Here is a 12,331-nt window from a genome sequence, read left to right on the forward strand (position 1 = left end):
TGATTCATCCGCGTATGGAGGGGGAGAATAAACGGAGAGGGCATATCACCTTTTCCATATCGTTTTAGTATATCTTTCGCAAAGGAGAGTTTACAGATGAATCATACAATCCCGGAATATACGTTAAATGATGGCTTAAAAGTACCTGCCATTGGCTGTGGTACCTATAGCTTAAAAGGAGAAAAAGGTGTTAAATCCATAGCGTCCGCGATGGATGCAGGTTACCGACTAATTGATACAGCGTATAACTATGAGAACGAGGCGACTGTTGGGAAGGCCATTAAACAGAGCTCCGTTTCCAGAGAAGACCTACTCATTTCATCTAAACTGCCAGGGCGTTACCATGCCTTTGAAAAGGCGATCGTAGCCATCCAAGAATCTCTATACAGAGCAGATCTTGATTATTATGATCTATATCTGATTCACTGGCCGAATCCCAAGCAGGATATGTATGTGGAAGCGTGGCAAGCACTCATTGAGGCGAAGAAACGCGGATATATCCGTTCCATAGGAGTTAGCAATTTCCTGCCGGAACACAATGAACGCCTGATTAAGGAGACCGGAGTAGCGCCAAGTCTGAATCAGATTGAGCTGCATCCATTCTTTGATCAAGCCGATCAGCGGGAGAAGGATTCGCAGCATGGCATTGTTAACGAATCGTGGAGTCCCATTGGGCGTGGCAATGATGCGGTACAGGATATCGTAAAAGATGAGCAGATCCTTCGTATTGCCGAGGCTCATGGCAAAACGGGTACGCAGGTTATTTTGCGCTGGCATACCCAGCTTGGATCAATTCCGATCCCTAAAGCAGGTTCTCTTCAACACCAGCAAGAGAATATCGATATTTTCGATTTCGAGCTGAGCGAGAAGGAGATGGAAGTTATTTCTTCTTATAATCGTAAAGATGGACGGTTGTGGAATCAGGACCCGAGTGAGTACGAAGAATTTTAAAAGGCTTATCATAAAAAAGTTCGGTTCACCTTACGGTGAGTTGAATTGATTGGTTATAAAATAAATATGGCCTCCTAACCTACAGGGATATACTTCATTTCAATATACAAAAAGAGGATGTCCCATAAGTCATGAACATGACGAGGACATCCTTTTTTAGCTTATTACTTAATTTTTAAAGAACCGAGCACATGTTATTGGCTGCATTTTCCATACGTCCACGATTTGGTTTAAAGAAATTGTTTAACGAATGATAGAGATGTGATTTCCCCGATCATCTTATCGTAGGTTGATGAGGATACAAACGTTTTTGATTCCGTTGTTCCTCCAGAAGTTGCATCATCCAGTGCTGAATGTTCATCGTCTGCGGAGTGGCATAGGCAGAATGGGCCAGATTGCAGGTCTCCAGTGGGTCGTCCGTTAAGTTGTACAATTCATATTCATCCTGTACCGGCTCTGTTTTCGTCAATGTTACACATTGTCCTGAAGCTGAAGCGGGATTCCCAACGGGCAGTGTGATGACATCTTTTACCCCAGGCTGACTCCAAAATTGAGCATTGTCAAAGTACCGGGAAAACTTCCAGATTTCCGGTTTGTTGTTTTTATAAAGGGTGGTAATTACGGTTTCGATGTGGTTGGGTTGTACAACAGACGAATAGGGTACGCCCAATGGATTGGTTTGGTGCTGACCACGTGTGACATCATCGTCCGTCATAAAATAGACCGGTTGCTGGGTCAGCGCCGGATTATTGTTTCCATAAACAAGAGGCGTGAGATCACGTCCTACCAAATGGCGGGCTTCACTGAAATTCTTTTGCAATCGTCCATGGATTTCGGAAACATTAATATTGGCCAGGCCTAGCATGGTTGGCAGCAGATCGACATGACTTGTCAGGCTGTGCACATGTTGTTGCTCGGGAAACAGATGTTTATTGTGAATCAGAAAAGGAACATGAAGGTATTCCTCATAGGCACAGTACCATTTTTGATGAAGATTGCCGTGAGCGCCCAACAGATCGCCATGATCCGATGTGAAAATAACAATGGTATTGTCATAGAAGGAGGAGCGCGTAAGAGCTTCATACACTTTGAACATTTGGCGATCCGCATTTTTTTGCAATTGGTAATATAGCTGGCGGTAGAAGCTCTGATCGGTGATCGGCTGTAAAGCTCTTGGATACAAGTCTCGGTAACTTGCCTGACAACGTGGTTTGGTACCCAGCCACTCGTGTATTGTCGGGGGAGCGTGGACTGCGGGCATCGGATCTACCTCGAATTTGAAATTGGGGAGGCGCGCGGCGAGATCACCATATAACGTAATATCATGCGGGTTCACAAAGGAAGAGACAATGAGCCAGGGCTCAACTTGTTGATTTTCGTTCTTTCTGCGATCAAGGGATTCAATGAGATGAACCGTTTCGGCGGCGTATACCTCATCCCGTCCACTTAAGCCAAAAGCGGCGGAGGAAGCCGAGTTTCGAGGGTTTCTGCCAATGGGATCAGGGCCGATCCAATCGGAGAATCCGAAGTCCTCCAAACGACTCGCGTGAAGGTACAGGCTTTCCAACTGGGGCTCCGGAACCCCGGTCAAGGGGTGATAACTGGGAACACTTTGGTGGGTGCCGGGAGAGATGATATCCGCATTGGATATATGCCATTTTCCCTTATAGTACGTCTGGTATCCTGCTGCTCGAAAGTAATTGCCCATGGTAGGCACTGTATTGGGATTCAACCAGAACATGTCAGAGTCATACGATTCTTTGGCAATGCCGACAGTCTGACTGACACCGTGCAGTGATGGATACTGACCTGTGAACATGGTAGCCCGGCTGGGACAGCAGGCGGTTGTTCCGATATAATGCCGATGGAATTCCATACTATGAGACTTTAAACGTTCCTGGGTAATCAGATTTTCTCTACGCCATGCCTGTATTTCTTTGCTCTCATATACAGCAGGATAACGCTCTTCATCTACAAGGATGACGAGAAAGTTGGGTTTCTCCATAGTAAAAGATGGCAGGGAAGTATTGTTCACGGAGTTCACACACCCTCAATCGTTTTTTACTTTAAGGTATGTGATGATGATTACGAAAAGTCCATATCCATTAACCACGCTTGTACGCAAAACGACCGTTTCCCAGTAGAAGAATGGGAAACGGTCGTTACCCGATTCAAGATCACTCACCGTAATCTGTCCCACTTCATACTTGGTCTGGAGCTTGAGCAAATCCGGAAGATATGAAAGGGTCACAGGTGTCTTCGGATCATTCGCAATCTCGGTATCGGCCAGTGGAACGCCGTTCAGATAATGAGTGCCATTAAGAATGGTGCGATTGTTCTTGGGATAGCCCGTGGCGATCGTTATAAGTTCATTGAGATAAAAACAGAGCTGCGGCTATAATGCATATGTGAGGAAAGAACATAGAGAAATAAGGCGGAGGTCTAAAGTGATCATAAATTGGATTGATGAATTGAAAGCATTCATTCGCAGCAAGCCGAAAAAACTAGCTTTTAAAATACCATTTGCTTATTTTCTAGTCATATTGCTCACAGTTGCGTTCAGTTATTTGGTACTGAACCAAATATCAGCGAGCTCTGCGCAGAAAAAAATCAATGAGACATCTTTGCAAACGATTACTTCCATCCAAACCAATGTGGAGCTGATGATTGAGAATGTAAACAACTATTCCAAAATGATTTTCTCGGATCATAATTTGCAAAACTTGTTAAGGCAAGGCGACGTGTATGCTAACCTGCAAACCCAGGCAAAGGTCAGTACATATTTGTACAATCTGATGCAAGCGGTTCCAATTATTGATTCTGTATATATTTATGACAATTCGGGTCACCGTTTTTCGGTCGGGACAGAAGAGTTGCCTTCGTTCATGGAAGCGAACGTTGAAGAAACCTCGTGGTATGAACAAGCCCTGCGTAACAAGGGAAGGTATATGCTGCTACGTAATGCCAGCGAGTCAGTTTCTCCGGGTTCGGAAAATAAACAGTTTATCTCCTTCATTCGGATGATTCGGGATCTCGACAACACCTCCCCCTTAGGGATGCTGGTCATCAATATCAAAGGAGAATCCTTTGCGCAGGCGTATGCCAACCTGTTAAACCAGGATTCGTTTCAGATTGCCGTCTTGGATGAACATAATCAGATCATTGTCGATAATTCGACCGTTGATCCAGGCAATATCGCTTTTCAAGAAATGCTGACTACTCACATCGATGAGCTGGAACAGCATTTTCAGCAGAGCAATTCGGGGTCTTTTACGCTGAATGGCGAATCGGAAAAATATGCGGTCACTTACAGATCGGATGGGAAGGAGCAATGGAAATTCATCAGTGTGAATTCATACGATAGCGTCGATACGAGAAATAAATCACTTGTCCTACTGGCACTCGCTCTGCTGAGCATCAACGGAACGGTCTTTTTTGTAAGCTCATTCATCATTTCGAACAGTATTATCAAACCCATTCATAAGCTTCTGCGATCCATGAACAAAGCACCGAGCGGCAACTTCAGAAAAGTGAATATGGAACTGAACAGTTATGAATTTAAACAGCTATTCAGAGGTTACAACCAGATGATTGAACAAATGGACCAGATGCTCAAACGCAAGTTGGAAGAACAGAAGACGATTCGAAGAGCTGAACTGAATACACTCCAGGCCCAGATCAAGCCGCATTTTTTGTATAACACACTGGATTCGATTACTTCGTTGGCGCTGTCCGGGCGCAATCATCAGGTATGCGAGCTGTTGGAAGCGCTGGGCACGTATTATCGCATGAGTGTCAGCAAAGGCCGCGACGTGATCACCCTTGGGGAGGAAATCGAGATTGTAAGAAACTATATGAAAATTCAGAAAACGCGTTATCAGGATACGTTCGAGATGGAATTCCGCGTGGATAAGGGCTGCTTGCAGACGCCTATACCTAAGCTTGTGCTGCAACCGTTGGCTGAAAATTCACTTTACCATGGTATTCGTCCCAAAGGATCAAAGGGCACCATCCGAATTCATGCGAGCAAAACAAAAGGCGGAGTGGAACTATCCATCTCCGATGATGGTGTTGGCATGTCCGAGCATGAGATCGATCAGATTCTTCATCAAACGGAGCAGAAAGGCGAAATTAGAAGCTTTGGCCTATGGGGCACGCTGGAACGTTTGCGAATGTTCTATGGAATAGAGGACGGCATCACGATCCACAGTGGAGCAGGAAAAGGAACGACTATTTTGATCAAAATACCGAATGGAGCAGATGCGTTATGGAACAATTGAACGTGCTGATTGTAGACGATGAGTATTTGATACGGAACTTGCTTCGTATGCGCATTGACTGGGAGGAGCAAGGCATGAGCATCATGGGAGAAGCCTCGAACGCGCAGGAAGCCCTGGACTTGGTGGACAAACAGCAGCCGGATATTATGTTTACGGATATTTATATGCCTAACATGGATGGGATTGAATTAAGCCGATTAATTCTGAAGAAGTACCCGGATATTAAAATCGTGGTCGTCACAGGTCATGACGAATTTGAGTATGCACGCCAGAGCATCCAAATAGGCATCGTGGATTATATATTAAAGCCTATTCGTGCTGCCGAGCTGCTTACAGTGACGGACAAGCTGAGGGTCATGATTGATGAGGAGCGAAAACGTGAACAGGAAATCCAGAGGCTCAGGGCAGATCTGGAACGTAATTTCCCTTACCTACGTGAAAAATTTGTGCTGCAATGGTTGAATGGCGTACTCACCACGCAGGCAGAAATTCGAGAGAAGGCGGCCTATTTTAACATTCCGATGCTTCTGACGACCCGTGAAATCCAGATCGCCGTCATCGAAGTTTCGACTGCATCGGCCAAGGAGACGGAGGAGCAGTTGATTTTGCTCAGCATGGAGTGCAGCAACGAAATAGACGCATTTTATGAAAAAGAACCGGGTGTAGTGCATTTGATGGATACTCGAAACCGGATTGTGATCATCAGCTTCAATTCCGGTGTGGATTTTATTGAAGATGGCGAAGCGCTCATTCCCCTTCTTACCACTTCCTATCCCTGTGCCGTAAGCATAGGCATCGGACGCAAGCATGGCCATGTAGAGGAGGGCCCAGCAGCTTATCAGGAAGCCTGCCGCGCTCTGGAATACCAAGCCTTTGTCGGAAAAAATCAAGTGGTCTGTTTCGAGGATATCGTGGATAACCGGGAGCAGTCATATCGGTCGAACACCGATCTTCTTCAGCGATTGCAATTTTATATTAGCGTTGGTTCTGCTGCGCGTGCGATTGAAGTGCTGCATCATATCTTTGATGTGTCCTTTTCGAGTGTGTCACAGTTTCGCCTTGCAGCTATGGACGTGATCACAGAATGCCAGCGAACGGCAATGGAGCAGCAGATCGAGAGTGATCAGGTGTTGAATACCGAAGCACTGGTGTCCATTCTTACAGCCGACCATCTGTCTGAACTGATAACCCGATTGGAAGACTACGTTCAATATGTTTCCGAAACGGTATATTCCAAAAACCAGACCAAGGAAGACAACCTGATCGGTCAGGTCAAGATGTACCTGGAAGATCATATGAGCGATCCGAATATCGGCCTGGCGAATACCGCTGCGGCTTTCTTTGTCAGTCCAGGTCATTTGGGAAGGCTGATGAAGAAGGAAACGGGGAAAACCTTTGTCGAGTATCTTACGAATTTGCGTATGAAAAGGGCAGAGGTATTGTTGAAGCAGACCCAAATGAAGGGGTATGAGATTGGCGAGCAGGTCGGCATCACGGACCCGCAGTATTTTAGTGTTTTATTCAAAAAAAGCACAGGCAGATCCATGAATGAGTACAGACAACGCAAATCGTGACCTGGAACATGTTTGAATTTTAAAAGCGAATGTGCGTTTTCTAAATGGTGATATTGGAAAGGACTCCCTAAAATAGTACGAGTAGAACAAAACCTGATTAGGGGAGGTCACAAGATGAAAGCGCTATTAAAAAGATCGCTGGGTATGGTGTTGGCGTTGGGTATTGCAGGCAGCCTGGTCGCCTGTTCTTCCGAGTCATCGGAGGGCAAAGGTTCAGGCGGAGATGGAAGCGTTACCTTGAAGCTGTGGGATCAGTCCGTAGGTAATACAGACCCCTCGGCGAAATTATTGCCGCAAATCATCGAGAAATGGAACAATGAACATCCAGACATCCAGATTGTACGGACAGGCACGACGGGCGAGCAGTACAAAACCAAAGTCAAAACATCCATTGCAGCAGGCGAGGCGCCTGATTTGTTTTACGGTATGGGTGGGGGAAGTTTTATGGAGCCTTATATCCAGTCAGGAAACGTGCTGGAAATCACCAAGTATATTACGGATGACCTGAAAAAACGTATGGCTCCAGGCATGGCAGAGGCGATTGAAAAGGATGGGAAAATCTACACCCTTCCGGTCTACACCCATATCGCTAACCTGTATGTGAATACTGAGCTGTTCGAGCAGGCTGGAGCCAAGCTGCCGACCACTTATACGGAATTGCTTGATGCGGTAGAGAAATTGAAGGCCGCTGGAATTACTCCGGCGCTGATGGGGGAAAAGGATCGCTGGCCGGGCATGTACTGGTATGACATCATTGCGATGCGTCAGGCAGGGAATGAAGCGGTCATTGAAGCGTTTAAAGATCCGGCAAAATGGAATTCGCCCGACTTTGTCGCAGCGGCAACCAAAATGCAGGAGCTGACCAAAGCAGGGGCATTTAACAGCAGCATGTTCAGCATGGGCTATGATGAAATGCTGGGTGCATTCAACGCAGGCAATGGAGCCATGATGTTTCAGGCCAACTGGGTGAATGCAGGAATTGAGGACCCGTCCTCGGCCACCAAGGGCAAGGTGAAGGTCATTCCCTTCCCTGTATTTGAAGACGGCAAAGGAAATAATACGGAAATATTCGGCGGAGCCGTGGATGGCTTTTATATTAGCAATAACACTAAGCATCCCGATGAAGCGGTTGAATTCCTCAAGTATCTGAGTGAGCAGCTTGGTACACAAGGTTTCCTGGCTGGAGCCGGCCTGCCAAGCTGGAAAACAGATGCACTCGACACATCCAGCCTGTCCTCCCTTGATCTGTCTGCGGCAGATATTATGAAAACGGCGACCTCATTCATCGCGTGGTGGGATAACATTCTGCCAGCGGAGTCTGCCGAAGCGCACAAAAACCTGATTGCCCAACTGCTTGCCGGAGATGTAACACCGGAGGAGTTCTGCAAACAGATGGCACAGCTCAAACCAACAGAGCTGAGTCTGTAATTCGCGCAGGCTAATATGCACGCAATCCTTACACGTGTATGCTCGTGAGCTTGCCAAGTTGAAGCCTGCTTACAATGAAGATGAACCCAAACAAGGCGTGGTCCGGTGTATCCCGGTCACGCCTTTGAGAGGAGAACAACAATGAACTCTGTATTTTCCAATAAAGGCACGATAGCCGTCTTTGTACTGCCGACCCTGCTTCTGTTCTGCGGAATTGTGCTTATTCCGATCTTTGTCTCCAGTTATTACAGTCTGCTGGACTGGAACGGCGTAGGCAGGGGTACATTTATCGGTCTGGACAACTATGTGGAGATGTTTAAGGATACCCGGGTGCTGAATTCGATCAAAAACTCCCTGTTATTCGCGGGTGCTTCGGTGTTCATTCAACTGCCGATCTCGCTGGTGCTCGCACTGATTCTGGCGTCCAACGTCAAGGGGGAAGGATTCTACCGGACCGTGTATTTCATCCCGGTATTGATCTCGACTGTGGTTATTGCCCAGTTGTGGTCAAAAATCTACAATGCCGATTATGGCCTGCTGAACGTGCTGCTGCAAAGTATCGGCTTATCCAGCCTGGCACAGGATTGGCTGGGGCAGAAGGACACCGCGCTGGCGGCATCGTTTATTCCGACCTTGTGGCAGTACGTGGGGTATCACATGCTGCTGATGTATGCAGGTGCGAAGTCCGTGTCTCAGGATGTGCTCGAAGCTGCTCGAATGGATGGTGCTTCCCGTATTCGCACGGCGTGGTCCATCATGATCCCGCTGATGAAGCCAATTCTGAAGGTAAGCCTTGTTTTTTCGGTCATCGGTGCGTTCAAGGTGTTTGACCTGATCTATGTGCTGACGGGTGGAGGGCCGTTCTACACCACTGAAGTGCCAAGCACGCTGATGTACGCTACCATTTTTGATACGTTCCGGTATGGATATGGCAGTGCAATCTCGGTCTTTATCATTGTGGAGTGTCTGGTGTGTACGATCCTCATTAATTCATTGTTCAAAACGGAGTAGAGGGAGGCAAAAGGCATGAGTACCGTAGAAGTCATGTTGCAAAAAAAGCCCAAGCCGAGGTCCATCTCCGGACCGATCGGGAAAGTGTTCCTGCAAGCGTTTCTGATCCTCGTTGCGATTGTGCAGATCTACCCGCTCATCTGGCTGGCGCTGTTTTCCCTGAAGGATAACAGTGAAATCTTCAGCGGTGATGTGGCCGGGTTGCCCAAAGCGTTTCTGTGGAGCAACTACACCAAAGCCATGTCCGACGGCCATGTGCTGACCTATTTTATGAATAGTGTGTTGGTTACTGCGGCCTCCATTGTCTTGGTACTGATCCTGTCCTCCATGACGGGATACGCAATCACAAGGATGAACTGGAAGCTCAGCGGGTTGACGATGACGCTCATTTTGTTGGGCATGATGGTACCGATTCATGCGGCGCTGCTGCCATTGTTTATTATTTTGAAGAATCTGAGCCTGCTCAACAGTTACTGGTCTCTGATCATTCCCTATGTGGCATTTGGCATTCCGATGGCGGTATTCATTCTGGGCAGTTTTTTCAAAGGTATCCCAAGAGAGATGGAGGAGTCGGCGGTTATCGACGGCTGTGGCATATACCGGACGTTTTTCTCCATTATCCTGCCGCTTGTGCGTCCGGCCATATCAACTGTAGCGATCTTCACATTTCTGTCCTGCTGGAATGAGCTGATGTTTGCGGTCACGTTTATCAATAACACGGCTTACCAGACATTGACGGTGGGCATGATGTCGATGGTGGGAACGTACATTACGCAATGGGGTATCATTGGTGCGGGACTTATGATTACGACGGTGCCAACGGTGGTCATCTATCTGCTGCTGAACAAACAGGTGCAGAAGAGTATGATCGCAGGTGCGATCAAGGGTTAGCTGGAGGCTGGACTGGAGGGCGTGGCGGTAGTAGGGGATTGCTGCTTGCTCTCTTTCTGGTAGATATCGGCTTGATTCGGGATTTCGCAAGGTGTGATCTCTGGACTGGACCGCGGCCTATGGACATGGAATAATAAGGGAGTGTGTAGCCAGATAGTTGCAGAGAAGGGTCATTATAGTATGGTCAATATTGCGATGGTAGAGCAGGAGTCTGTTCGGGAAAAGGTTGTGGCGTTCACGTTTGATGATGGGCCGCATCCGGTGTATACACCTCAATTGCTTGAGATATTCCGCCGTGCGGGTGGGCAGGCAACGTTTTTCATGATTGGCCAAGAGATGGAGACTCACCCGGAGATTGCGGCGGAGGTGCACCGGGAAGGGCATGAGATCGCAAATCATACGTATACGCATCCGGACCTGACCAAGTTGACACTGGAGGAAGCCGAGGAGGAGCTGCAACGCGCAGAACGTCTTGTTCAAAAAGTTACGGGGCAACCTGCCCGCAGCTTCCGACCACCATACTTTGGCGTAAACGATGATATACTGTCTCTGGCAGCTGAGCGTGGATATCGTACGATTGGTGCGGTCAACGGGGATGCGAAGGATTGGGACAATCCGGGTGTTGAGCACATTCTGGAGCATACCCGGTCTGCGGTGAAACCTGGCAGCGTGCTCATATTCCATGATGGGTACGGGGATCGTTCCCAGACGGTGGAGGCGGTTCGTGTGCTGGTGGATGAACTGGCCACGGAAGGGTACCGTTTGGTGACTGTAAGTGAGTTGTTGAAGTTATCTTGTTGATTTATCAACACAAAATAATAGAGCGGGCCCATCATTCATTGGAACGACTGGGCCCGTTTCTTTGTCCAGAGTCCACCAACCCAGGTTTCATTAGTTCTTCTTTTCTTTAAATACTTGATCCATTTCCTTCAGCATTTTCTCAATCGGATAGGTTTGTCCACCGTCGACCAACACACTTCGAATACCTGCAAACATCGTATCCTGAACGCCTTGAGGCCATCTTTGATCCAGAAAATGATATGTTCCTATGTTCATATAAGGCGTGAGTTCTTTCAACGTTGAGTTAAGCTCGGGGTGGACGTCCGTAAACACAGGGAATGCCTGTGCTTGTTTAAGCAGCATCTCATTGTTTTCGGGCTCTGCCCAAAAGTCGATGTATTTCTTGACCTCTTCGGGATGTTCCGTTGTCGCCGAAGCGCCTAACCCGAGAGAAAGTCCCACGGCGACGTATGTTTTTTCTCCAGGCTTGACATAAGGAAGCGGAAACATTCCCATATCCGCTTCAGGATTAAATGCAGATATGGTTGGTAAAGCCCAGTTTCCCATGACCATCATTCCAGCCTTGCCTGTCGCTAGTAATTGAACCATCTGATCAAAACTTGTGCTCAACACACCGTCGTTGAAGTATCCTCTCTCTACCAGATCCACATAATCGGTCATCATTTGGTTCCATGGAGATTTTGCAAAGGTAACTTTGCCATCATACATATCCTGATCAAATGACGGATAATCGCGGTATATAGCCGACGGGGCCATTGCAAAAGGAATAATTTGCGTTACCCAAAGATCTCTGTTGCCAATTGCAAGAGGCGTGATATGAGCAGCTTTCATTGTTTCACATACGGCTAAAAATTCGTTCCAGTCCTTCGGAATCGTTAGTCCAAGGTCTGAAAAAATTTTTCGGTTATAGATCACGCCTATAGCGTTCTGATTAATGGGCAGCCCGTACACTTTACCATTGATGCTTTCCATATCCTTTGCCCCGGCTTGAAGACGGGAAACCCAGGGGCGGTCAGAGAGGTCCATCAAATATCCCGCTTTGACAAAAGGATCTTTCCATGTGCCTGGAAAAACGTGAAATAAATCCGGTGCATCACCTGATGCAATTCGCGTCTTGATTAAAGACTGATATTGGTCAACCGGAGCATATTCATAATCAATCTTGATGTTAGGATATTTTTTTTGGAAACGTTGATTCATTTCATCAAGAACAGGCCCGACTTCTGCTTCCCAATAGGCCAGCATTTTAAGCGTCACTGGTTTTTCATTAATGATTGCTTCTGATGTACCTTTGTTAACGTTTTTCGACCACCACCATCCAGCCAATGTACATGTTAGTAGCAAGGCAATCGTCGTGGTTCTCATCACTCTCTGTTTTCTGGACATCATCAGCCT

10 protein-coding genes are annotated in these 12,331 nt (G+C 47.1%); 7 read left to right on the forward strand and 3 right to left on the reverse strand.

Annotated elements, in window-relative coordinates; all coding sequences use genetic code 11:
* Nucleotides 1-96: 96 nt before the first annotated feature.
* The gene (locus BMW94_RS24615; protein WP_091001441.1) at nucleotides 97-951 is read left to right on the forward strand and encodes an aldo/keto reductase; all 855 of its coding nucleotides are present in this window, start codon (nucleotides 97-99) and stop codon (nucleotides 949-951) included.
* Between the two features lie 274 nt (nucleotides 952-1,225).
* Here BMW94_RS24615 and BMW94_RS24620 read toward each other — a convergent pair whose 3' ends face one another.
* Together BMW94_RS24620 and BMW94_RS31025 are read right to left on the reverse strand one after the other, a co-directional pair.
* Nucleotides 1,226-2,956 (reverse strand): sulfatase family protein, encoded by a 1,731-nt coding sequence (locus BMW94_RS24620; RefSeq protein ID WP_091001499.1) that lies wholly within the window; start codon nucleotides 2,954-2,956, stop codon nucleotides 1,226-1,228.
* A 45-nt stretch (nucleotides 2,957-3,001) separates the two neighbouring features.
* Nucleotides 3,002-3,316 (reverse strand): four-carbon acid sugar kinase family protein, encoded by a 315-nt coding sequence (locus tag BMW94_RS31025; protein ID WP_091001442.1) that lies wholly within the window; start codon nucleotides 3,314-3,316, stop codon nucleotides 3,002-3,004.
* Nucleotides 3,317-3,398: 82 nt separating this feature from the next.
* On the opposite strand from BMW94_RS31025, the gene BMW94_RS24630 reads away from it, so the two are divergent.
* The 6 genes from BMW94_RS24630 (at nucleotide 3,399) to BMW94_RS24655 (ending at nucleotide 10,936) form a co-directional block, all read left to right on the forward strand.
* Nucleotides 3,399-5,231 carry a cache domain-containing sensor histidine kinase gene (locus BMW94_RS24630; protein ID WP_254790353.1) on the forward strand — a complete coding sequence of 611 codons (1,833 nt, stop codon included), beginning with the start codon at nucleotides 3,399-3,401 and terminating at the stop codon, nucleotides 5,229-5,231.
* The gene (locus BMW94_RS24635) at nucleotides 5,219-6,805 is read left to right on the forward strand and encodes a response regulator (protein WP_091001443.1); all 1,587 of its coding nucleotides are present in this window, start codon (nucleotides 5,219-5,221) and stop codon (nucleotides 6,803-6,805) included. The genes BMW94_RS24630 and BMW94_RS24635 overlap by 13 nt, the downstream gene beginning before the upstream one ends.
* A gap of 114 nt (nucleotides 6,806-6,919) precedes the next feature.
* The gene (locus BMW94_RS24640; RefSeq protein WP_091001444.1) at nucleotides 6,920-8,233 is read left to right on the forward strand and encodes an extracellular solute-binding protein; all 1,314 of its coding nucleotides are present in this window, start codon (nucleotides 6,920-6,922) and stop codon (nucleotides 8,231-8,233) included.
* A 141-nt stretch (nucleotides 8,234-8,374) separates the two neighbouring features.
* On the forward strand, nucleotides 8,375-9,244 hold the full coding sequence (locus tag BMW94_RS24645) for a carbohydrate ABC transporter permease (RefSeq protein WP_017691225.1): 870 nt from the start codon (nucleotides 8,375-8,377) through the stop codon (nucleotides 9,242-9,244).
* A gap of 15 nt (nucleotides 9,245-9,259) precedes the next feature.
* Nucleotides 9,260-10,135: a carbohydrate ABC transporter permease gene (locus tag BMW94_RS24650; RefSeq protein WP_175480844.1), complete on the forward strand. Its 876-nt coding sequence runs from the start codon at nucleotides 9,260-9,262 to the stop codon at nucleotides 10,133-10,135.
* A gap of 180 nt (nucleotides 10,136-10,315) precedes the next feature.
* Complete coding sequence (locus BMW94_RS24655) at nucleotides 10,316-10,936, forward strand: polysaccharide deacetylase family protein (RefSeq protein ID WP_091001445.1); 621 nt, start codon at nucleotides 10,316-10,318, stop codon at nucleotides 10,934-10,936.
* A 90-nt stretch (nucleotides 10,937-11,026) separates the two neighbouring features.
* On the opposite strand, the gene BMW94_RS24660 is transcribed toward BMW94_RS24655, so the two are convergent.
* A complete protein-coding gene (locus BMW94_RS24660; RefSeq protein WP_091001446.1) occupies nucleotides 11,027-12,325 on the reverse strand; it encodes an ABC transporter substrate-binding protein in 1,299 nt (432 codons plus the stop codon).
* Nucleotides 12,326-12,331: the final 6 nt, after the last annotated feature.

The sequence above is a fragment of the Paenibacillus sp. OK003 genome (assembly GCF_900109515.1).
In the GTDB taxonomy this organism is placed as follows: domain Bacteria; phylum Bacillota; class Bacilli; order Paenibacillales; family Paenibacillaceae; genus Paenibacillus; species Paenibacillus marchantiae.